This window comes from Gordonia sp. (in: high G+C Gram-positive bacteria) (assembly GCF_047600385.1).
Classification (GTDB): Bacteria; Actinomycetota; Actinomycetes; order Mycobacteriales; family Mycobacteriaceae; genus Gordonia.
Genome location: NZ_JASGKZ010000001.1, coordinates 3,400,593 through 3,422,920, shown reverse-complemented (window position 1 = coordinate 3,422,920; position 22,328 = coordinate 3,400,593). Strand labels below are relative to the sequence as shown.

Here is a 22,328-nt window from a genome sequence, read left to right as displayed (position 1 = left end):
GATCACTCCGTGTACGGAAGCGTCGGCGGCCGGTCCGTGAGCTGTTTCAGAGCGATCCGGCGCCAGTCCGAACTCTTGGCATGCTGCTTCCGCATGTCGGTCCACCAATGGAAGCCTTCACCCTCGGGTTTCCGGGTTCGGCGCGGGTAGTGGACGGGGTGCCCAGGATATCCGGTGAGGACGCGCTGGAACTCGTCGCGTGACCGACGGAGTCCCCGATCCTGTGCCACCGCATCGTCGTAGGCGGAGAGGAACCTGTCCACCGGCACGGTCGGCAGCGGATCACGCGCGGCCGAGACGAGCGACAGATAACGATCCTTCACCGCACGACCTGACCAGATCGCACTGGACTCCTCGTCCAATTCGACGTGGACGGCGCCGAAACCGAGTGGTTTACCCAATCCCATGGTGAGCACCGCATCTTCATCCTCCTGGGTCAGGAGCCAGAGCAGCGCCCCCAGTTCGGCCTCGGAGACGTCACGGACGTCGATCGTCGTCTCGAAGACCACACCCGGCACCACCCAGTCGCTCACCTCGCCGGCCACCTGCTCCGGTACGCGGTCAGGACGCTGATACTCCTTGAACCGTCCGTCGCCGACGGCATGACGACCCGGCGTCGGGGCCCAGTACGCGGAATCGTCGAACGTGTCGGCGTGCGGCAGGAAGAATTTGCGGCCGCGGAGACGATCCTCCGGGCGGTACCCGCCGTCTTTCGGGTATGCGTCGTCGTCGACGTCGGTGTAGAAGAGCCACTGGCTGGTCTTCGGTCCGTTGAGCACGGCGAGCGGAACGGGACGATCGAACTCGATGATCGGTCGATCGACTCCGCCGGTCACTCGCGGTTGATCGATGGTGAGCCGACTGCGAACCGCGGGCTGGACCACGGCTTCGTCGCCCGCGTCAGACGATGCCCAACCGAACAATCGGTCGGCCGGGGAGAGGTGCTCGGCGGTCGGTGCCGGGAGTTGGTTCTCCGGAACCAGATCGTACGGCGAGGCTTCGAACATCTTCCGTCCGATCATCGCCGGACTGAGGTTCACGAGCTTCTCGCCGGTCTGCTCGTCGTATTTGGCCCAGAGTGTTCTTCCGGGACGGAGTTCCCAACGTCCGGGATCGCTGACGTAGGTGCCGTGTCGGGCGCGTTGCTGCGGGGTCTCGTGCTTGTGAGCATCGACGAACGACTCGATCAAGCCCTTCCACCCGGTGGCGAGATGGTCGGTGAGTGTGTCCTCGTAATCGCGGAACTCGACCCAGTCCTGTCCCTCCAGAAGTTCGGAGACGAAGAAACGCTCGTGCCGCTTCCTGTTTCCGAAAGGCGCGTCGGTCCAGTGAATTCGTCCACGGACGCGGATGGCTCTCGGATCCGGGCGGCCGTTCGTTCTCGTATCGGGTAACCGGGACGCGGTGGCGGGAAGATCCTGGCCGGGGAGAGCGAGATCGGTCACCTTCCAGGTGGCGAAGGCGTTTCCCTGTCGTTGGAGACGGAGCCATGCCTCTGCCTCGACCATGTCCAAGGAGTCGATCCGTGGTGCTTTGCGGAGTCGGGCCTTCGCCAGGTCGATCGGGAGCAGCGCGGCGGATGACGGTTCCACCGTGCCGTCGAAATCGTACGGAGTCAGGACGTCGACGCCCCTGATCGTCACCACATCGTCGTCGGAGACCGCACTCACCCATATCGGGAACAGATGCTTCGCCGCGTACCCGGGTGGGACGCGCATCGCACCGGGCGTCCGATACTTGTCTTCGTCGAAGCTGCCGTAGCGGGAATTGGTGATGGCCTCGTATGCAGATCGGAGCACACCCTTGAGTGATGACCCGAGCATCATCGGTGCGCCTTCCGCGTCACGCCGGGTGGTGTAGCGGGAATCGGGCGCCGAGTTCACGGGATTCTGCGCGTGTGGGGAGACGAGCAGGAGCGGCGTCCGGGTGGTCATCCTGATCTTGAGCCGGGCGTTGAAGAGCTCCGAGTGGAATCTCGCGAACGACGGTGCCGAATGATCGACGAGCGGTCCCTGTGTCGGGCGCGGCGGTGTCGAGACGAAGTTGTAAGGATTGATGAAAGCCATGCGTTCAGCCCTTCTCACTGGTGAAGCTCACGCGGGTGTATCGGACGTCGGCGACCGACCGGTTTCCGTGGTCGTCCTCGGTCAGATAGGTCACCTGGTGCAGGCGTGCGCGGTCTCCGCCTTTCACCTCGTTGCCTCCTGTCGGCACCCGGATCCGGCCAGTGCGCGCATCGTCGAGTGCCGCCCAGCGGGCGGTGCTGTCGGCAGCGACGGCACGTCCCCAGAGGAAACGCGCCTCGTCGTCTCCGATGCTCTCCCGGAACGGTGCGGTGCCGTCGCCTTCGCCAGCTTCGGACAGTTCGGCGGTGTCACCGGCCCCCTTGTCCCGATGGACCCATCGGACCTGGCGGTCCGGGGTGAAGAACACGGCTTCGAACACCTCGGTCCAGGCGATCGTCCGGCCTTCCGCCGCGGTCCAGAGACCGTCCTGGAAGGTGACGAACAGGGCTTCGGCAGGAAGATAGAGCACCCCGAGCGCCCCGTCGGAGGCGACGAGGTCGGCGGCGCGTTCGACGGTGAGGTCGTCGTGCACGTCGACGTGCAGGTATCGGCGGTCAGACATGAGACTCCTCGGCCTTCTGGTCGTCGCCCGGATGTGCGATCTGGCGGGACCACGCTCCCGACAACTCTTCGAGCAGGTCGTCGTCGGCGAGCACCTCGTCGAGGCTGCCGTTGAGACGTTCCGCGTAGGATCCGCGACTCGCGGTCAGGGTGATCTGCTTCCGGTCGACACGCAGCCCGCCCGAACCCCGTGTGACATCGGCACCGAGGCGCAGCCCGCCGTCGGGGATGCCGTCGGCCATGTCCAAGAGGATGAAGAGCAGCAGGGCGAGTGCGGCGTTCCGGCGGTCGGAGTTCGGTACCAGCGTGGCCTTCTCGCGGTCCCGGTCGGCGGTGTTCCGGGTCAGAGCGTCGAGATCGATCTCCAACGTCAACGGCTGCCAGGCGACATGCGGTTCGAGAGCGGTGAAGAGTTTGGCATCGACGGTGCCGCCGGAGAACCGGTCGATCGAATTGCGGGTCGCGAACACCAGGTGCGCACCGGACTTGTTCAACTGTCTGTTGAGATTGCGGACTCGAGAGTGGACGTCCTGCTTGTTCTTGGCGTTGATCAGGGCCTCCCACTGCGTCGCGGGGATCTTCGTCTCCGAGAGCGTCTCGTGGACACGGATCGCGGCGCTGTTCCCGGTGTCCTGACTGCCGGTCGCGTCACGCGAGGCGTCGGCCTTCTCGTTGGCCCGACCGAAGAGATCGCCGACGGCGTGAAGACCCACCGAGGTCAGCTGGTCGAGGAAACTGCTGGGTTTCTCCGGGTCGTAGGCCGGCGCGTCGACGTCGGTGACGGTCCGGGCGATGACCTCGGCATGTGAGCGCAACGCCCCCTTGGACGACGTCCCCGGAATCACGAAGTGGGTGTTCGCGCCGCGGGACGCGGTCAACGGCAACTGCCCGATCTCACCGCCGTCTCGACTGTCGGCGACGAACACCGCGCCGGCGGCCGTGAACGGAACGGTGACCACCAGGAGGTCCTGTGTCTCCCGGTGCTTCAGATGGTCGACGCGTGCCGGTTTGCCTGCGACCCCGAGCGTCGCCAGCAGGCGGGATCGTTCGAACGACTTGCGGAGGATCTCGACGTTCTTGGACTTGATCAGACCGTAGCCGGACGACGTCTTCGCGCCGACCGCGATCCCGGTGCGGAGCAGCGCCGCGATCCGGATCGCCTCCTGCTCCAGCTCGGGACGTTCGGCGTCTCCCTCGATCAGTGCGCGAAAACGGAAGGTGGTGCCCTCGGCGAGATACTCACGGCTGAAGAGGTGGTGGGCGGCCGCTGCACCGGTCACGCGGTCGATCGACGTCGTGGTGCGTTCCTCGATCGCCACCGAATCCCCAGTCCAGGCGTCGAAGACGGTCACGGCGCTCGTGGTGGCCTCGTCGTCCTCCACGTCGCCCCACACGGCGGAGTCTCCGTCGAGTCGAGCCCGGAGGACACCGGCCAGCGTGGTGCCGGGGACCAGGTAGCGGCCGAGGCCGTCCCGCACCAGGACCGCGTCGATCAGCGAGCCCGATTCGGCGGCGCCGATGTGCAGGGGAGACTGGGCGACGAGGTCGCCGGTGATCTCCCAGATGGTTCGCTTCACGCGCTCTTCTCCTTGGTCGTGTCGCGAGTCAGTTCGACGAGCAGCAGCTGAAACGCCTCGCGTGCCCAGCGCGCCCGGCTCTCCTCCGGGATCTGGTCGAGGAGGACACGGAATCGTCGTCCGTCGCCGTCCGCATCCAGCAGGTCCCAGAAATGGTCGCCGTGCTCGTCGGAGGGGATCGAGTCGACCACCGCTTTGAGCCTTTTCGCAGTCTCCTCCCAGACCGCCCTCCGCGTCTGGATCGTCTGGGTACCGCTGTACCAGTGGTCGAAGGCGTCCACCCCCCGTTTGGTTCCGAGACCGAGCGCGAGTCTGCGGAGCACACCCTTCTGGGCCCGGCTCGCCGACGAGGGGATCCAGCGCCTCCGACGGTCGGGATCGGCGACGAGCGCATCCACCGCACGCGAGACCCTGCCGGAGAGCACCGCCTCGACCATCACCTGCCGGGTGTCCGCGGCGAGTGTCCTCTGAGCGCTTCCGGGTTCTCGGGCGGCGGGAGCGACGTCGAACGTCGGGTGCGGATCCTGCAACAGCGGATCGGCGATGCGGATCCGGCCGAACCCCTCGGCGGTCCGTTCGCCGACACCGACGTGGAGGGATTCGAGTTTCTCCGCCGTGATCTCGCCGTCGGTCTTCACCTGGATCACCCCGCCCGCGGCCAGCCCGATCAGCGAGGGGCGTGGCAACCCCCACCGGGTCTGCCACGAATCGATCCGGACGGTGTTCACGGCGCGGGTCACACTGACCCGTTCGCCTCTCTCACCTTCCGCAGCGGGTTCCCGGATCGCCTCGGCCTCGGTGAGTTCGACGCCGAGGCGCGCGCCGAGCGCCCGCAGCAGCCCCTCGACGGTCGGATCCGGACCGCCGGACGGACCGCGGAGCAGCACATCGGATTCGAGGAAGACCGAGAACTCGGCACCCGCTTCGATGGCATCGGGTGCACGGCGTTTCTCCGCTGCGGTCCAGCGGATCCGGACGTCCCCGTAGTCGTCTTTCCGCGACTGGCCGATGCGTGCCTGCGTCGGCAGACTGTCGAGTCGGACCCGGTGTCCCTCGGGCAGCCAGACCTCGGCGGCGAAGCCGGTGCCGGGCGCTACGGCCTCGTAGGTGAACACCTCGGAGTCGCGGTCCTCGTGAACCGACACGTGCATGCGCTGGGTCAGTGCGGGCTTCGTACTCGCCCAGCAGTCGTCGAACGCCGCGACGTAGTGGTCGCGCGCCGGCTTGTGTTTGGGATCGAAGGTGTGCACGCACAGTCCGTTCACCACTTCGCCGGACGTACGGCCCTTCTCCCGTGTCAGAGTCATCGGCCAGGGGACGGTCCGTTCGTCCCCGATCACCGGAGTCGCGGGCGTCACCACCACGCGGCCGTCGCGGACGGCGGTGAAATCGAGACCCAGTGCCTCGGTGACGAGGGGGAGCAGTGCCGCACCAGGGATCGTCGTCGACGACGTGACGGTGTTGCCGCGGGTGGTGGCGCCGACCAGCAGGGGCGACCGCGTCGTGATCCATGCTGTGAGCGCGTGCCGGAGCGGGCCGTGCGGAAGATCGGCGGCGGACGTTCCGGCCGCGGCGGGAGCCGCCGGCGGCATCGGCGGAGCGTCGGCGATCGCCGACGCCGCCAGCGCGTCGAAATCCCGCGCACCCGGAGCGGTGAGGGTGAGCGTGAGCTCTCCCGCACCACGACGCCGCTTGCCCCCGACCGCCGCGGTGAGCCTCGCCGCCGCCTGGAGGAGGAAGACCGCGGGCCACACGTCTCGGAGAGGCCGGTCGGTGGCCAGCGCCCAGGTGCCGTCGAGCCGCAGACCGGCGCGAGCCCGCTCATCGGTACGGAGCTGGTCGTCCGCGGCGGTGCCGGTGGTCCGGTCGATCGCGACGTTCGTGCGCAGCACCGTGGCGGCGCGGCGGAGTTCGTCGGGATGCACGTCGAGCAGATCGGCGACCTCGTCCGCACGCACGCTCTCGGTGATCCGCAGCGGTGCGGTCATCAGTGCAGCCGGGATCGGCGTCTCCCGGCGGTGGTCGTCGGACTTCGCCGTCGACCGGTCGGGCCGTGACCCGAACAGCCAGCGCACCCACTCGGCCCAGTGATCGTCGGGCTGGTCGGCGTCGAGCGAGTCCGCCACCTGCTCGGCGCGTTCACGGAGCACCCCGGTCAGCGTCTTCGCGGGGAGGTAGGGCAGGCCGGCCGCATCGCGGACGACGGCGCGGTCCACCTGTTTGGTCGCCCCCTCTCCGGAACCGACGTGCCAGTCGGATGCCATCACTGCCGAGACGGTGAGCGGATGGGTCACGATGCGGCCTCCACGGGTGACGGGGCGAACGGTTGGTCGGAGATACTCAGCAATTCGAGTGCGGTGATCAGCGTCGTCGGCGACTCCGCGCTGTACAGGTCCTCGGACTTCTCCTCGGCGTCGGCGACGGTGATCGCCGACAGCATGTCGCCGAGTCCGATGTTGAGATGAGCGGCCTGACGGCGGACCTTACGGAGACGGTCGGCGGCGTCCTCCGGACTTCGGGCGGTGGTGAGGGCTTCGCGGATCGACTGGACGGTGCCCCGGCTGACCGTATCGATCTCGGCGATCACACGGCGCAGTTCGTCGACGGTGCCCACCCCGCCGCCGTCTATGCGCAGTGGCCGACCGAGGTAGGTCCGGCCGGCGATCGAGTCGTCGGCCAGCAGCGTGGCCAGATCGCGGATCGCGCTCTCGAAGAGCGCGTAGATCGCGACCGCACCCTCGGCGCGCGTGGTCTCCTTGGCTCGCGACGTCAAGGCCTCGGCCAACTCGACGGCATGGTGGAACGGATGTTTGGCCTTGACCAGCGCCAAGCCCACCGCCATCGAGAGGTGTTGGGCGTTCTGGCTGGTCGCCGCGGCGAGATGGGGCAACTGTTCTCGGATGTCCTGGAAGGCATCGGTGAACGGCTGCCCGATCGCCTCCCGTGCCACCGTCTCGAAGCTCCTCGAGAGCGTCACGGCGAACTCGACGGCGATCGGGCCGTCGACCACGACGATCACGTCGTCACCACCGACCAGGATCGGAAGCACCGTGTCGTGTTCGGCGACGGCCGAGACGTGGTCGACGGTCCGGCGCAGTGCCTCCCACGTGATCTCCTCGAGATTTCGGCTCAACACCATCTGGCGCTGGATGAACGACGCTCCGTCGGCGATCGCCGCGAGGTTGGTGAAGATCTTGCCGATCCCGTTGCCGTCGGCATGGATCACCCCGACCCACGACGACTCGTCGAACGCATCGCCGAGGTGGCGATCACCGACGATGACCGGGTTCCCGTCGAAGCGTTCGAGCATTCGCCCCCGGGCCTGTCGGACGCTCTCGAAGAGGAAGTCGGCCTGGAGCGATCGCGGTCGATCCTCACCGTCGGACTCGGCGCCGAACGTAGCGGTGGGACGTCCCGTATAGGCGCACGGAAGATGGAAGGGGAGCGCGGGATCCGCACTCAGCGGTGACGGTCGACGGTAACGCTGCCGCTCGAGTTCGATCGTCGCGTTGCGCAACCGCACCGCGGCGTCGCCCAGGTCCTTCGAGAGCGGTTCGGGGGACACATGACCCCACACATCGATTCCGGAGCCCTTCTCGATCGCCGTCCCCGTCACCCGGCGGACGATCTCGACGCCCAGCTCACGATCGGGGACTAGAAGAGATGCCTTGCCGGAGGCCTTCACCACGTGGACCACGACGTCGTCGTCGACGGTCCAGGAGTCGTCGGGATCGGAGACGAAGCGAATCTCTCGCTTCGTGCGCCGGTTGACGTCGTCGATCACCGCCTGGGCCGCGTCGGACACCCAGTGGTAGCCGAGTTCCCAGATCGCGGCCGAGGCCGCCACCTGCAGTCGCTGCTTCGAGGTGGAGAAGATGTAGTTCTGGTTGGAGCCGGTTTCGATCAGAACCCAGTGCATGCCGTCGCTTTCGGTGCCGAACACGTCGTGCGGTGGAAAGGCCGCGCAGCGTGTGGTGTTGTCGCCAGAAGACCGTGCACAGTGGATCACAGAAGCGGATGCCCTGTGGCGCGAAGCGCCGCCCGGGACGCGAGATTCGCACAAATGGGCGACAAGACGGGTGACGTTGTGCCAGTGTCGGTTACGTCGGCGAACGCTGTGCGGGATGCACCAACGCGGGGACGAAGACGCCGTTCGCGTAGTCCATGAACCGCCCTCGCTCCCAGATCGCGGCCAGATGCGGATGGACGTCGAACGGCGGTGCGCTGTAGCGGCCGAGAGCGACTCCGAGACTGAACGCGATCGTCTTCGGCACTCGTGCGGTGATGTCGATACGGGCGTCGGGGAACGCGGCGAACACCGCGTGGATGTGCCAGACGAGTGAATCGGTCAGCGTGTTCCCGTCGACGAACTCGCTGTCTTCGTCCTCGCCGAGGTCCTCCACCGCGACCGGGACGCCGTCGCGGTAGGACATGCCCTTCAAACGGACACGTCGCTGATCGGAGCGTGTTCCAGCAGCATCCGAATCTGAACCGGGTGGGGTGGACGGAGGAGAATCAACTGATTCGAGATCGCCGCAGTAGACGATGTGGGTGACGTCGTACTCGGGCTCGCCCGGACGGATCGGAACACGTGATCTCGAATCGGACGATGAGTCCGGGTCGGCGGTGAAGACGGGGAGTCCGTTCGGCGTCGCGAAGAGAGCCACCCGTACACGCCTGACCTCCGGGGCCGTTCGGGGCCGGTCGGTGTTCGGCGGGGAACTCCGCGCCCCCGCCGCGATGACGATCGGTCCGAACCGGGAGGGATGCGTTCGGGCAGTCATCGGAGACCGGCCGAGCACCAAAGACTCTCGCTCGGAATCGAGAGACCAGCGTGTGTGTGAGGAACCGCCCTGCTCGGCCAGCTCGATCATGCGGACACGATGTCTCGGCGTCCAGTCGAAACCCACCCGCAGTGCGACGGGCCACGGGAGGTCGGGAGCGATCTCGAACAGGGTCGAATCGTCGTCGTCGTTGGTGGATCGTTCGAACTCGGTATAGAGGTCGGCGGTGGGGCCGAGCAGGTCGACCTCCGTCGCGTTCCGGGCGATGGCGGCGTGAGTCCGGCGGACCGCCCGGAAATCGCGCGCATCCTTGCTCGTCAGCGTCGCCGCGAGGTCGTGGCGGGGGACATGACCGGTCGGTTGCAGACGAAGGTAGTAGAGAGTGCCGGTGTCGGCTCGCAATCGTCCGGCCCATCGGATCATCACGATCCAGAGAAGGAGAGTGATCCCGCTGGCGGCCCACGCGACCGGAATGGACTTGTCGAACAGTTTCTCGGCGAGCCAGCCGGTCGACGCGGTGAACGCGGACAGCGATACACCCGCGATGATCAGTGTCCGGCTCTCCGGGAGCAGTCTCCTGCCGGTGCGTTGCGCGGCGCTGCCGATCGTTGAAGGACTCACGGTCAGCGAGTCTTCCAGAAGGCCCCGTGATCGGGTGCGGATCACACGGTATCGAGGAACGGTCGGGAGCCGCGGGTGAGGCCACCGCATGACCGTAGTGACATGCCTCTCTGAATTAGCGACCTCTCAGTCTCACCTGGCACGATCAGGGGTCGAAATCCGTGCCCGGACCCAGACGGAGGTGAGACGGTGATCGAGCTGCTGTTCCCCCGCGGGGTCGGGACCGCCGAGGCCTTCGGCGACCCCGCGGACGCCCGGCTGCTGCCCGCCGAGGAGAGCCTGATCTCCCGCGCGGTGGAGAAGCGTCGTCGCGAGTTCACCACCGCGCGTCACTGCGCGCGCGGAGCCCTGGCGCAGATCGGCGTGGAGCCGGCCCCGATCCTGCGCGGCGAGCGCGGGATGCCGCTGTGGCCGTCGAACGTGGTCGGGTCGCTGACCCACTGCGACGGCTACCGTGCGGCGGTGGCCGCTTACGCCATGCAGATCCGGTCCCTCGGGATCGACGCCGAACCGCACGAGGCGCTGCCCGACGGGGTGCTCTCGCACACCAGCATCGCCGCCGAGCGCGAGGTGCTGGCCACCCGCGACGACTCGATCCACTGGGATCGGCTGCTGTTCTGCGCCAAGGAGGCCACCTACAAGGCCTGGTTCCCGCTCACCCAGCGCTGGCTGGGTTTCGAGGACGCGCACATCACCTTCACCCGGGACGCCGGCGAGGGCGACGTCGCCGCGGGCACCTTCACCTCGCAGATCCTGATCGACGGCGCGACGATCGACGGGGGAGCGCCGCTGCTGACGCTCCCGGGCCGGTGGCTGATCGCCGACGGACTGATCCTCACCACCATCGCGCTCACCTGACACATGACCGTCACCACCCCCGCGTCCCGCACCGTGCGCCGGACCGACGTCGAAGGCCTGCGCGGAATCGCGATCATGCTCGTCGTCGTGTTCCACATCTGGTTCGGCACGGTCTCCGGTGGCGTGGACGCCTTCCTGTTCATCTCCGGTTTCTTCCTGATCCCGTCGCTGATCCGTTCGCAGACCTCGCGGGAACCGGTGGACGACCCGCTGCCGCGGCTGTGGCGGATCCTCAAACGGCTCTGGATCCCGATGGCGTTGGTCGTGGCCGTCACGGTCCCGGCTGCCTGGTTCGTCTACCCGTCGTCGCGCCGCTCGGAGACCCTGGTCGATGCGCTCTGGTCCGACCTGTTCGCCGAGAACTGGGCGCTGGGCCTGCGGAATCTGAGCTACGCCGACGCCACGTCGATGCCGTCGCCGTTCCAGCAGCTCTGGTCGCTGGCCGTGCAGGCGCAGGTGTTCGCGCTGCTGATCGTCGGCGTCGTGCTGATCGGCCGGTTCCTGCGTCGTCGGGTACGACGAGGGGAGCTCCCGCACTCGTCGATCCACCGGATCCTGGTCGCGGTGATCGCCGCGACCACCGTCGCCTCGTTCGGCTGGGCCACGCACGCCGTCTCGGTCAACCAGACGCTGAACTACTACAACACGCTGTCCCGGTTCTGGGAGATCGCCCTCGGCGGTCTGGTCGGGCTGGCCGTCGCGAACCTGACGGTCCCCGGCCGCTGGCGGCAGCTCGCCGGCATCGTCGGACTGGCGATGCTCTTCGCCACCGGGCTCGTCGTCGACGGCGCCGCCACCTTCCCCGGTCCGGCGGCTCTGCTGCCGATCGGCGGCACCCTCCTGGTGTTCCTCGCCGGGACCGGCGGATCGAGCATCACCACCCGGGCGCTGTCGTGGGCGCCGATGGTGCGGCTCGGCGCACTGGCCTTCCCGCTCTACCTGTGGCACTGGCCGCTGCTGATGACCTACCTGGTGTACCGGAACCACCACGGCACCCCGATCCAGCAGGTGGGGCTGCTCGACGGCCTCGCGATCATCGCGCTGTCCCTGCTGCTCGCCGTGGGCACCGACGCCCTGCTCACCGACGGGCTCCCGCGCAGACACGTCAGGTTCCGGACCCCGGCGGTGATCGTCGGCACGGTCGCCGCGCTGGTCGTCGCGGTCCAGGCGGGACTCTCGTCCACCCAGGTGGCGTCGATCGACGACATCGACTGGACCCAGCACCCGGGCGCCTCCGCCCGCACCGGAACGGCGGTGCCTTCCGGCGTCGAGTTCCTGCCGCGCGCCGAGGTGTCGCGCACCGACCTCCCGCAGTCCGGGCACGACGGCTGCGTCAACACCGGGGTCGACGACGCCGACCTCATCACCTGCGACTACGGCGCCCCGCGCGCACCGGGCCGCAAGGTCCTGATGCTGCTCGGCGGCTCCCACGCCGAGCACTACCTGCCCGCGCTCGACGTGATCGGCAAGAACCACGACTTCACCGTCGAGACCGTGCTCATGGTGGGATGTTCGCTGGCCACCGGTCCGACGGCACCGCAGTCGACCGAGCGCGAACACTGCCGCACCTGGCAGGACAAGGCACTCGAACACGCGGTCGCCGCACGCCCCGACGCCGTTTTCACGACGTCGACGCGGCCCCGGGAGAAGGCCGGACCCGGCGACTACACGCCGCAGTGGTACATCGACGTCTTCGCGCGGCTCTCCAGCGAGGGGATCCCCGTGATCGGCGTGCGCGACCTGCCCTGGCTGCTCGACGAACACGGCGAACACCGCCAGCCGTTCGACTGCATGTCGGCCCGGAACGACGCCGAGTACTGCGGCGTCCCGCGCGCCCGCGCCCTGGCCCCGGAAAACCCCGCGATCACCGCGCTCGGCGGCATGCCGGGGGTGACCGTCGTCGACTTCACCGACGCCCAGTGCGACGCGACCGTGTGCCCGGCGGTGGTCGGCAACGTCCTGGTCTACCGGGACTCGCACCACTACACGCGGACGTTCGTGCTCACGATGATCCCGGAGATCGAGCACGCCCTCGGCCACGCCCTGGGGTGGTTCCCGGAGCGGTACTGACCGCTTGAGAGAATCGGGGAATGGCCGATTCCACCATTGAGAACGCCGGACTGCTCGTCGTCGACAAAGCCGCCGGGATGACCAGCCACGACGTCGTGTCCCGCTGCCGCAAGGCCTTCGACACCCGACGCGTCGGCCACGCAGGCACCCTCGACCCGATGGCGACCGGTGTGCTGGTGGTCGGGATCGAACGCGCCACCAAACTCCTCGGACTGCTCTCGCTGACCACCAAGAGCTACTCGGCGACCATTCGTCTCGGCGCGTCCACCACCACCGACGACGCCGAGGGCGAGCCGCTGAGCACCGCCGACGCCTCTCCGGTCACCGACGAGCAGATCGCCGCGGGCATCGCCGCGCTGACCGGCGACATCGAGCAGGTCCCGGCCAAGGTGAGCGCCATCAAGGTCGACGGCCGGCGCGCCCACGCACTGGTCCGCGACGGCGCCGAGTTCGAACTCCGGTCCCGTCCGGTGACCGTGCACCGCTTCGCCGTCGTCGACACCCGACGGGCCGGGGAGTTCGTCGACCTGGACGTCGAGGTGGACTGCTCGTCGGGCACCTACATCCGTTCGCTGGCCCGTGACCTGGGCGCCGCGCTCGGCGTCGGCGGCCACCTGACCGCGCTGCGGCGCACCGCGGTGGGACCGTTCACGCTGGACCACGCCCGGACCCTCGACGACGTGATCGCCGACCCCGGTGTGAGCCTGGACATCGACGCCGCGGCCAAACTCTGCTTCCCGCACCGCGACATCACCGACGACGAGGCCGAATCGATCAGCCAGGGCCGCTGGCTGGAGCCGATCGGGCGGAAAGAGGTGTACGCGGTGGTCGACCCGGCGGGCCGGGCGATCGCACTGGTGCAGGAGAAGGGCCGCCGCGCGGCCTCGGTGATGGTGGTGCGCCCGGCGACGCTCCGCTGAGCGAGTTCTGCCTCCTTGATCGAGCCTTCGCCTCGTTGATCGAGCGCCCCTCCTCGCTGATCGAGCGGAGTCGAGATCGCCCTCGGCGAGGAGGTGTGGTCTCGACTTCGCTCGACCAGCGAGAAAAGGGTGCTCGGCCGGCGAGAAAGGGTGCTCGACCGGCGAGGGGAGACTCGACCGGCGAGAGGGGAGGAGCGGGTGACGGGGTTGGGGTGTCAGCCGTCGAGGAAGATGGCGCGGGAGGCGACGTCGCCCAGGTGGATCAGTTCGCCGTCGTCGACGGAGACCGCGATGGTGCCCGCGAACGGGCGCTTCTCCACCACCCGCACGGTGCGCTCCAGGTCGATCCCGATCTCCTGGAAGTAGCGGAGCATGTCGGAGTCGGAGTCGGAGATCCGGCTGATGACGCCGGATTCGCCCACGTCGAGGTCGGCGAGCTGGTGGGAGGCCGCGTCGGGGATGCGGCCGTCGGCGGACGGGATCGGGTCGCCGTGCGGATCGTGCTGCGGGAAACCGAGTTTCGCGTCGATCCGGGCCATCAGGCCGTCGGACACGGCGTGTTCGAGGACCTCGGCCTCGTCGTGCACCTCGTCCCAGCCGTACCCGAGCTCGCGCACCAGGAACGTCTCGAGCAGCCGGTGGCGGCGCACCATCCCGACCGCGGCCTCCCGGCCGTCGTCGGTGAGGGAGACCGAACCGTAGCGGGCGTGCTCCACCAGACCCTGGTCGGCGAGTTTGCGGATGCCCTCCGAAGCGGTGGACGGCGAGACGCCGAGCTTCTCGGCGAGGAGTTTGGTGGTGACCTTGACCTCGCTCCACTCCTGGGACGTCCAGATCACCTTCAGATAGTCCTGGGTCACCGAGGTGAGGTCACCGACCGGGCGTGAGTGGGGCATGGGCGTGAGTTTACTCGGCGGCGAGTCGTACGCTGGACACCGTGTTGCGTTGGCGAGGGTTGTCGAATGTTCCCCCGGGCTGGGGTCGGTGTGTCGTGACGATCGGCGTGTTCGACGGTGTGCACCGCGGTCACGCCCAACTGGTGGGTGCGGCCACCAGGTCGGCGGCCGAACGGGGGATCCCGTCGGTGCTGATGACCTTCGATCCGCATCCGTCGGAGGTGGTGCGGCCGGGGAGTCACCCGCCGCAGCTGTCGACGCTGCGTCGGCGCGCCGACCTGGCCGAGGAGATGGGGATCGACGTCTTCTGCGTGATCCCGTTCAACACGACGGTGTCCGCGCAGTCGCCGGAGGAGTTCGTCCACGAGGTCCTCGTCGAGCAGTTGCACGCCGCCGAGGTGGTGGTCGGCGACAACTTCACCTTCGGCCACAAGGCCACCGGCGACGTCGCCCGGCTCCGCGAACTGGGCGAGCGGTTCGGCTTCGAGGTGACCGCCGTCTCGCTGTTCGGCGAGCACGCGGTGACCTTCTCCTCGACCTACATCCGGTCGTGCATCGGGGCGGGCGACGTCGAACTGGCCGCCGAAGCCCTCGGCCGCCCGCATCGCGTGGAGGGCGTCGTGGTGCACGGCGAGAAACGGGGCCGCGACCTGGGCTATCCGACCGCCAACGTGTCGGCCACCGCGCACGCCGCGATCCCCGGCGACGGCGTGTACGCCGCCTGGTTCACCGTCCAGCCGGGCGGTCACGCACCCGAGGGCATGGTGGCCGGCCAGCGGTACATGTCGGCGGTGTCGGTGGGGACCAACCCGACCTTCTCCGGGCGCGACCGCACGGTGGAGGCGTACGTGCTCGACGTCGACGCCGACATCTACGGCCAGCACGTCTGCGTCGACTTCGTGAGCCGGATCCGCGGCATGGAGGCCTACGACGACCTCGACTCGCTGATCACCGCGATCGGCGACGACGTCGAACGCACCCGCTCGATTCTCGAAGCCGACTCCTGAACTGGTAGTCTTCTCCGCTGGTGCTGCTGCGGTCCGTGGCGGCGCACCGCTCCGCGGTCGCGGAGTCTTCGGAACACGGAACTGGAACAAGGAGAATCACGCATGTCGCTGACTGCTGAGCAGAAGAAGGCCGTCCTCGCCGAGTACGGCGTCCACGAGACCGACACCGGCTCGCCCGAGGCTCAGGTCGCCCTGCTGACCAAGCGCATCACCGACCTGACCGAGCACCTCAAGCAGCACAAGCACGACCACCACAGCCGTCGTGGCCTGCTCCTGCTGGTCGGTCGTCGCCGTCGCCTGCTGAAGTACCTGGCCTCGGTCGACATCAACCGTTACCGCTCGCTGATCGAGCGCCTCGGCCTGCGTCGCTGATCGCCCGGGCCCTCGCGCCCGACACGGCTTCTCGTCACGGCCGCTCCGCCTTCCGGCGGGGCGGCCGTCGTCGTCTCCGGACTCCGCCGTCGTGCTGTTGCTCCCTCTCCGAGGGTTGCTCCGGCGTCTTCCGGGGCTACTCCGTCTTGAGGGGGTTCAGGGTCTCGGCGTCGAGCAGGGGGATCCCGCGGTCGACCAGTGTGGCCCAGCGCCGGTCGGCGTCGTGATCGCGGAGGCACACGGCGTGGGTGACCGTCGCGGTGAGGTTGACCGCGACCCGGCCGCCCTCGGCCTCGATCCGGCCGCGGAGCGCATCGCGTTCGGCGGGGCTGCCGCCGAGCAGCAGCACGCGTCGGCCGCCGAGACGGCCCGGCGCCCGCTTCGGCGCGGTGGACCAGGGGGCGGGCTTCGGTGCCGTCGTCGTGCAGGAGTGGAGCGGGAGGTCGAGTCCACGGCGGTCGGCGAGGACCATCGAGCGCTGGAAGACCTCGACGGTCGCCAGGACGTCCGCGGCGGCATCGTGTTCCCGCCAATCGCCGACACCCCAGTAGTCGGCGACCGAGCGGAGCTTCAGATCACGCGTCGGGAGGTCGAGGCGGCGGGTGAGGGCCATGGTGCACAGCCGCTCGCGGACCGGCAACGGCTGCCGGATGCGCTGCGCCTCGGCCGACAGGAAAGACCAGTCGAAGCGGGCGTTGTGCGCCACCAGGACGCGCCCGTCGAGCATCCGGCCGAGGTGCTCGGCGACGTCGTCGTACCGCGGTGCGCCGGCGAGTCTGGTCCGGGTGAGTCCGTGGATGTGGACCGGACCCGGATCGCATCCCGGATTCAGCAGGGTGGACCACGACGACTCGACGGCGAGGTCGGGGCCGAGCTGGGTCACGGCGATCTGCAGGACGCGGTCGGAACGCGCGCTCAGCCCGGAGGTCTCGACGTCGACGACGGCGTAGCTGCGAGGGAAACGCTGGGCCACGGCGGCGCCGGCGGGGCCCGAGAGGATCGGCGGTTGCACGTGATGGAGCCTATGCGGTGGGTGTGACAAAGACGGCACGGCGGGGGAGGACGGAACCCCGTCGTCGTGTGATCGGCCGTCGCCGGGCCGTCGAGTGCTAGAATCACCGAGAACGATTGTGCTGGTGACGGTGCGTCGAATGTGTAGGCAGACCGGTCTTCGGTAGTGGCTGCCGGAACGTCGGATCGATCCGACGGGGTTCCGGCCGCTTCGATCGATGGCCGTCTCACGCCGCCGGGTCCCCTTGTGCGGGCCCGATGGAGCGGCGCGCATTCCGGCCGTACCCAAGGCAGTTCAACGTTTCGGCACCGCGCTCTGCGCGGGGCCGGCCACTGCATATCTCGCGGCGCCGAACGACACGGTGTCGCGCAACGAAAGGGATTTGAACAATCCATGACTGATGTCATCGAAGAATTCGACGAGGCCATCACCGAGGTCTCCTGCGTGATCGACAACGGCGCGTTCGGCAAGCGGACCCTCCGCTTCGAGACCGGCCGTCTGGCTCTGCAGGCCGCGGGCTCCGTCGTCGCCTACCTGGACGACGAGACCATGATCCTGTCGACCACCACCGCCTCGAAGAACCCGAAGGAGCACTTCGACTTCTTCCCGCTCACCGTCGACGTCGAGGAGCGCATGTACGCCGCGGGCCGCATCCCCGGCTCGTTCTTCCGTCGCGAGGGCCGCCCGTCCACCGACGCGATCCTGACCTGCCGCCTGATCGACCGCCCGCTGCGCCCGTCGTTCGTCGAGGGCCTGCGCAACGAGATCCAGGTGGTCGAGACCATCCTGTCGCTCAACCCGAACGACCTGTACGACGTCGTCGCGATCAACGCGGCCTCGGCGTCCACCCAGATCGCCGGCCTGCCGTTCTCCGGCCCGGTCGGCGGCGTGCGCGTCGCGCTGATCCCGTCGGACGAGAACAAGGCCGGCCAGTGGGTCGCCTTCCCGACCGTCGAGCAGCTCGAGGGCGCCGTCTTCGACATGGTCGTCGCCGGCCGCATCGTCTCCGGCAGCGGAGCCGACGCGGACGTCGCCATCATGATGGTCGAGGCCGAGGCCACCGAGAACGTGCTCGCGCTGATCGCCGACGGCGCCACCGCGCCGAGCGAGACCATCGTCGCCGAGGGCCTCGAGGCCGCCAAGCCGTTCATCGCGCAGCTGTGCGAGGCGCAGAAGCAGCTCGCCGCCGCCGCGTCGAAGCCGACCCGCGACTTCCCGCTGTTCCCGGCCTACCAGGACGATGCCTTCGAGGCCGTCTCGGAGTTCGCCTCGGACCGCCTGAACGAGGTCCTGGCGATCGCCGGCAAGCAGGAGCGCGAAGAGGCCACCGACGCCCTCAAGGCCGACGTGCTGGCCGAGGTGGGCCCGAAGTTCGAGGGTCGCGAGGGCGAGATCGGTGCGGCGTTCCGTTCGCTCACCAAGAAGCTGGTCCGCAAGCGCATCCTGACCGACCACTTCCGCATCGACGGCCGCGGCATCACCGACATCCGCGAGCTGTCGGCCGAGGTCGGCATCATCCCGCGGGCGCACGGCAGCGCGCTGTTCGAGCGCGGCGAGACCCAGATCATGGGTGTCACCACGCTCGACATGGTCAAGATGGCGCAGAGCATCGACTCGCTCGGCCCCGAGACCAGCAAGCGCTACATGCACCACTACAACTTCCCGCCGTACTCGACCGGTGAGACCGGCCGCGTCGGCTCGCCGAAGCGCCGCGAGATCGGCCACGGCGCGCTCGCCGAGCGCGCCCTGGTGCCGGTGCTCCCGAGCGTCGAGGAGTTCCCGTACGCGATCCGTCAGGTCTCCGAGGCCCTCGGCTCCAACGGCTCCACCTCGATGGGCTCGGTCTGCGCCTCGACCCTGTCGATGCTGAACGCCGGTGTGCCGCTGAAGGCCCCGGTCGCCGGTATCGCCATGGGCCTGGTGTCCGACGAGGTGACCGTCGACGGCAAGACCGAGACCCGGTACGTCGCCCTCACCGACATCCTCGGTGCCGAGGACGCGTTCGGCGACATGGACTTCAAGGTCGCAGGCACCAAGGACTTCGTGACCGCCCTGCAGCTGGACACCAAGCTCGACGGCATCCCCTCGCAGGTGCTCGCCGGCGCGCTGAGCCAGGCCAAGCAGGCCCGCCACACCATCCTCGAGGTGATCGCCGAGGCCATCGACGAGCCCGACGAGATGAGCCCGTTCGCGCCGCGGATCACCACCATCAAGATCCCGATGGACAAGATCGGCGAGCTGATCGGCCCCAAGGGCAAGACGATCAACGGCATCACCGAGGACACCGGCGCCAACATCTCCATCGAGGACGACGGCACCGTGTTCATCGGCGCCGCCAACGGCGAGGCCGCGCAGGCCGCGATCGACAAGGTCAACGCCATCGCCAACCCTCAGCTGCCGAAGGTGGGCGAGCGCTTCCTGGGCACCGTCGTCAAGACCGCGCCGTTCGGCGCGTTCGTGTCGCTGCTCCCGGGTCGCGACGGCCTGGTGCACATCAGCAAGCTGGGCAACGGCAAGCGCATCGGCAAGGTCGAGGACGTGGTGAACGTCGGCGACAAGCTGCAGGTGGAGATCGCCGACATCGACGAGCGCGGCAAGATCAGCCTCGTCCCGGTGCAGGCCGACGCCTGATCCCCACCCCCGCTGATCGGATGATTCTTCGCTGATCGAGGAACCCTCGCCAGTCGAGTGTCTTCTCTCGCTGATCGAGTGGTTCTCTCGTTGATCGAGCGAAGTCGAGATCATCCGATCTCTCGCTGACCGAGATCACCGGCCCGCGACTCCCTTCCCGGGAGTCGCGGGCCGGAGTCGTCTGCGGGGTCAGAACTCACGCAGATACAGCAGCATCCGGTAGTCGGTGCCGGGTTCGATGTTCACGAACCCGTGCCGTTCGTAGAAGCGCCGGGTGTCGTGGTCGATCTCGTCGACGTTGATGTGCAGGCCGCCGCCGTCGCGGCGGCGCACCTCGTCGACCACCGCGTTCAGCAGTCGTGTGCCGATGCCCCGATCGCGCAGGCCGGGGATCACGTAGAGCTCGTCGAGGACGGCCAGCGGGCCGTCGTGGTAGATCGTCGGCCGGAGGGTGACGGTGCCGAATCCGGTCGTCTCCTCCGGGGTTCCGGCCAGGATCGCGAACCCGTCGGGGTCGGCGAGGAGCGCGGCGTAGCGCCTGGTCAGGACGTCGAGGTCGGCGGGCGGCGCACCGAACTCGGTGTCGAAGGCGTCCTGCAGTCGGGCGAGGAGGGCGGCATCGTCGGTGGTCGCCACACGGATCGTCATGGGCCCGACGGTAGACGACGAGGGTGCGCGGTCCGGCGGTTCGCAGTGAACCGTCGGGCCGCGCACCCTCGTCGTGACGGGCTCCGGATCAGGCCTCGGCCGTCACCTTCTCCTGCAGTTCGGCCGGCGTCATCTTCTTGGTGCCGAGCGGGTATACCAGCAGGGCCAGGGCCGCGCCGATCGCGGCGGCCACGGCGCCGATCACGAAGCACAGCTGGTAGGCGCCGAGCGTGGGGATCTCGGTGGCCTTCGGGCCGATCTCCATGGTCTTGCTGGTCAGGACCACGGCCATCACCGCGCCGGCGACGGTGGTGCCCACCGACCGCATCAGGCCGTTGAGGCCGACGCCCGCGCCGGACTCCTCGGCCGGGACGTTCTCCAGGATCAGGGTGGGCATCGCCGCGTAACCGATGCCGACGCCCGCCGAGCCGATGCAGGTGGCGATCAGCAGCTGCCACGGCGCACCGGTCAGGAAGATCGCCAGGACGTAGCCGACCGACAGGACCGCCGCGCCCAGCGCCAGAGTGCGTCGGCCGCCGATCGTGGTGAGCATCTTGCTCGACACCGGGGCGAAGACCAGCATCATCAGTCCGCCGGGGGCCATCCAGAGGCCGGCCTGCAGGATCGACTGGCCCAGGCCGTAGCCGGTGATCTCGGGCGTCTCGAGCAGCTGCGGGATGACGATGGCCTGCGCCATCATGCCGAAGCCGATGAGGACCGCGGCGAGGTTGGTCATCAGCACCGGTCGGCGGGCCATCGTGCGCAGGTCGACCAGCGGATCGTCGTGCCGGAGCTCGAACAGGCCCCACAGCACCAGGAAGACGAGGCCGCCGACGATCAACCCGAGGGTGACGCCGTCGGTCCAGCCCCAGTCGTTGCCCTTGGTGACGCCGACCAGGAAGGAGACCAGGCCGACGGTGAGTCCGAGCGCGCCGACCACGTCGAGGCGACCGTCGTGCGCGTCGTGCACGTGCGGCAGGACCAGCAGCGACATGAGGGTCATGGCGGCGGCCAGGCCCAGGGACACCCAGAAGAGGGCGTGCCAGTCGAGGCTCTCGGCGATCCACGCCGCGAGCGGGAGGCCGAGGGCGCCGCCGACGCCGAGCATGGCGCTGATCGAGGCGACCGCGGTGTTCACCATGTTCACCGGCGCCACCTCGCGGACGAAGCTGATGGCGACGGGGATGTAGCCCATGGCCAGGCCCTGGAGCACGCGTCCGACGAGCATCGGGGTCAGCGTGTCCGAGAGCGCACAGATCAGGGAGCCGGCCAGCAGGATCAGGGCCGAGGCCACCAGGATCGGCTTCTTGCCGAGGAGGTCGGCGAGTCGGCCGGACACCGGCATGGCGACCGCCGCGCCGAGCAGGGTGGCGGTGACGACCCACGAGGCGTTGGACCGCGTGGTGCCCAGGAGTTCGGGGAGTTCGAGCTGAATCGGGATCACCAGCGACTGCATCAGCGCGACGAAGAGGCTGGAGAGCCCCAGCGCCACGATGATGATCACCGGGTTCCGGGTGCCCCGGACGCGGTCCGGGGCAGAATCGGTCGTGTTCAAGAGAGATGTCCTAATCGCGAAGGTGTGTAAAGTACACAGGCTGGGTGTGTAGATTACACACTTGGTGCGCGAGGAACGAATTGGAGTGATCCGTGAGTGACGGAGAGCGGAACGACGACACGGTGAGAGACACGACGGCGAGAGATGCGGACGTCTGGGAGCTGGACGACGACGAGGGGCAGGCCCGACGGTTGGCGCGGGCACTGGCGCGGCTGGAGGGCTACCGCCGGAACCGGGCGCTCTACGGGGGACTCGGCGCCGCCGACATGCGACTGCTCTGGCTCGTCGTCGACGCCGGACCGCAGACCCTGGCCGAGATCACCCGCGCCCTCGGCCTCGAGCGGTCCACGGTGAACCGCCAGGTGAACGCCGCCGTCGACGCGGGTCTGCTCGCCAAGGGCAGGGTCGCCGGATCGAGCGCCCACCGCGTGGAACTGACCGACGACGGCCGCGCGGCCTTCGAACACGCCGCCTGCCAGGCGCTGACCGCGATCACCGAGACCCTGGCGGGCATGTCCGGCGGGGAGGCCGACGAACTGGTGGCGCTGATGGAACGGTTCGTCGACGCCTACGGCCGACGGGTCGGGGCGGTGCCGTCGCCCGAGTGAGACGGGGCGGCCCGGCGGCGCGGACGTCTCCGCGGATGACGGCGACACCGTGCGCAGGCGCCCGCGACCTGCCAGGCTGTCACCTGTCGGTGTCTCGAACCGGCACGGACGACGATCACGGCGGAACCGACGCGGGAGAGAC

General features: G+C 68.7%; 17 protein-coding genes. 7 read left to right on the top strand and 10 right to left on the bottom strand.

Translation table 11 applies throughout. From position 1 onward, the window contains the following. Positions 1-2: 2 nt before the first annotated feature. From QM809_RS15455 to QM809_RS15430, 6 genes are all read right to left on the bottom strand, one after another. Complete coding sequence (locus QM809_RS15455; protein WP_415046607.1) at positions 3-2,066, bottom strand: TIGR03986 family CRISPR-associated RAMP protein; 2,064 nt, start codon at positions 2,064-2,066, stop codon at positions 3-5. A 4-nt stretch (positions 2,067-2,070) separates the two neighbouring features. Then, positions 2,071-2,628 (bottom strand): CRISPR-associated protein Csx19, encoded by a 558-nt coding sequence (csx19, locus tag QM809_RS15450; RefSeq protein ID WP_415046606.1) that lies wholly within the window; start codon positions 2,626-2,628, stop codon positions 2,071-2,073. Continuing rightward, entirely contained in the window at positions 2,621-4,204 is a 1,584-nt protein-coding gene (locus tag QM809_RS15445; RefSeq protein WP_415046604.1) for an RAMP superfamily CRISPR-associated protein, read from the bottom strand. Before QM809_RS15445 ends, csx19 begins: the two co-directional genes overlap by 8 nt. Then, positions 4,201-6,498: an RAMP superfamily CRISPR-associated protein gene (locus tag QM809_RS15440; RefSeq protein WP_415046603.1), complete on the bottom strand. Its 2,298-nt coding sequence runs from the start codon at positions 6,496-6,498 to the stop codon at positions 4,201-4,203. The genes QM809_RS15445 and QM809_RS15440 overlap by 4 nt, the downstream gene beginning before the upstream one ends. Further along, a complete protein-coding gene (locus QM809_RS15435) occupies positions 6,495-8,147 on the bottom strand; it encodes a Cas10/Cmr2 second palm domain-containing protein (protein WP_415046602.1) in 1,653 nt (550 codons plus the stop codon). The genes QM809_RS15440 and QM809_RS15435 overlap by 4 nt, the downstream gene beginning before the upstream one ends. A gap of 157 nt (positions 8,148-8,304) precedes the next feature. Further along, the gene (locus tag QM809_RS15430; RefSeq protein WP_415046601.1) at positions 8,305-9,609 is read right to left on the bottom strand and encodes a hypothetical protein; all 1,305 of its coding nucleotides are present in this window, start codon (positions 9,607-9,609) and stop codon (positions 8,305-8,307) included. 189 nt (positions 9,610-9,798) lie between these two features. Here QM809_RS15430 and QM809_RS15425 point away from each other — a divergent pair, with 189 nt between their 5' ends. Genes QM809_RS15425 through truB form a run of 3 tightly spaced genes read left to right on the top strand, consistent with a single transcriptional unit; the run spans position 9,799 to position 13,457 of the window. Next, complete coding sequence (locus QM809_RS15425; RefSeq protein ID WP_415046600.1) at positions 9,799-10,467, top strand: 4'-phosphopantetheinyl transferase family protein; 669 nt, start codon at positions 9,799-9,801, stop codon at positions 10,465-10,467. Between the two features lie 3 nt (positions 10,468-10,470). After that, entirely contained in the window at positions 10,471-12,537 is a 2,067-nt protein-coding gene (locus QM809_RS15420; RefSeq protein ID WP_415046599.1) for an acyltransferase family protein, read from the top strand. Between the two features lie 20 nt (positions 12,538-12,557). Continuing rightward, entirely contained in the window at positions 12,558-13,457 is a 900-nt protein-coding gene (gene truB, locus QM809_RS15415; protein WP_415046598.1) for a tRNA pseudouridine(55) synthase TruB, read from the top strand. Between the two features lie 215 nt (positions 13,458-13,672). Here truB and QM809_RS15410 read toward each other — a convergent pair whose 3' ends face one another. Further along, entirely contained in the window at positions 13,673-14,353 is a 681-nt protein-coding gene (locus QM809_RS15410; RefSeq protein WP_415046597.1) for a metal-dependent transcriptional regulator, read from the bottom strand. A 41-nt stretch (positions 14,354-14,394) separates the two neighbouring features. Between QM809_RS15410 and QM809_RS15405 the strand changes: the two genes are divergently transcribed. Next, the gene (locus QM809_RS15405) at positions 14,395-15,360 is read left to right on the top strand and encodes a bifunctional riboflavin kinase/FAD synthetase (RefSeq protein ID WP_415046596.1); all 966 of its coding nucleotides are present in this window, start codon (positions 14,395-14,397) and stop codon (positions 15,358-15,360) included. 102 nt (positions 15,361-15,462) lie between these two features. Then, positions 15,463-15,732, top strand: coding sequence for a 30S ribosomal protein S15 (rpsO, locus tag QM809_RS15400; protein ID WP_415046595.1), 270 nt, complete (start codon positions 15,463-15,465; stop codon positions 15,730-15,732). Positions 15,733-15,868: 136 nt separating this feature from the next. On the opposite strand, the gene QM809_RS15395 is transcribed toward rpsO, so the two are convergent. Next, positions 15,869-16,744 carry an exonuclease domain-containing protein gene (locus QM809_RS15395; protein WP_415046594.1) on the bottom strand — a complete coding sequence of 292 codons (876 nt, stop codon included), beginning with the start codon at positions 16,742-16,744 and terminating at the stop codon, positions 15,869-15,871. Positions 16,745-17,137: 393 nt separating this feature from the next. Here QM809_RS15395 and QM809_RS15390 point away from each other — a divergent pair, with 393 nt between their 5' ends. Next, positions 17,138-19,375, top strand: coding sequence for a polyribonucleotide nucleotidyltransferase (locus QM809_RS15390; RefSeq protein WP_415046593.1), 2,238 nt, complete (start codon positions 17,138-17,140; stop codon positions 19,373-19,375). A gap of 189 nt (positions 19,376-19,564) precedes the next feature. Here QM809_RS15390 and QM809_RS15385 read toward each other — a convergent pair whose 3' ends face one another. Together QM809_RS15385 and QM809_RS15380 are read right to left on the bottom strand one after the other, a co-directional pair. Next, positions 19,565-20,023, bottom strand: coding sequence for a GNAT family N-acetyltransferase (locus QM809_RS15385; RefSeq protein WP_415046592.1), 459 nt, complete (start codon positions 20,021-20,023; stop codon positions 19,565-19,567). 88 nt (positions 20,024-20,111) lie between these two features. After that, complete coding sequence (locus QM809_RS15380; protein ID WP_415046591.1) at positions 20,112-21,578, bottom strand: MFS transporter; 1,467 nt, start codon at positions 21,576-21,578, stop codon at positions 20,112-20,114. Between the two features lie 92 nt (positions 21,579-21,670). Between QM809_RS15380 and QM809_RS15375 the strand changes: the two genes are divergently transcribed. Beyond that, on the top strand, positions 21,671-22,186 hold the full coding sequence (locus QM809_RS15375; RefSeq protein ID WP_415046590.1) for a MarR family winged helix-turn-helix transcriptional regulator: 516 nt from the start codon (positions 21,671-21,673) through the stop codon (positions 22,184-22,186). The last annotated feature ends 142 nt before the right edge of the window (positions 22,187-22,328 follow it).

Coding starts and splice junctions, on each gene's coding strand:
- QM809_RS15455 (WP_415046607.1), bottom strand. CDS start 2,066: ATGGCTTTCATCAATCCTTACAACTTCGTCTCGACACCGCCGCGCCCG.
- csx19 (WP_415046606.1), bottom strand. CDS start 2,628: ATGTCTGACCGCCGATACCTGCACGTCGACGTGCACGACGACCTCACC.
- QM809_RS15420 (WP_415046599.1), top strand. CDS start 10,471: ATGACCGTCACCACCCCCGCGTCCCGCACCGTGCGCCGGACCGACGTC.
- truB (WP_415046598.1), top strand. CDS start 12,558: ATGGCCGATTCCACCATTGAGAACGCCGGACTGCTCGTCGTCGACAAA.
- QM809_RS15410 (WP_415046597.1), bottom strand. CDS start 14,353: ATGCCCCACTCACGCCCGGTCGGTGACCTCACCTCGGTGACCCAGGAC.
- rpsO (WP_415046595.1), top strand. CDS start 15,463: ATGTCGCTGACTGCTGAGCAGAAGAAGGCCGTCCTCGCCGAGTACGGC.
- QM809_RS15390 (WP_415046593.1), top strand. CDS start 17,138: ATGACTGATGTCATCGAAGAATTCGACGAGGCCATCACCGAGGTCTCC.
- QM809_RS15385 (WP_415046592.1), bottom strand. CDS start 20,023: ATGACGATCCGTGTGGCGACCACCGACGATGCCGCCCTCCTCGCCCGA.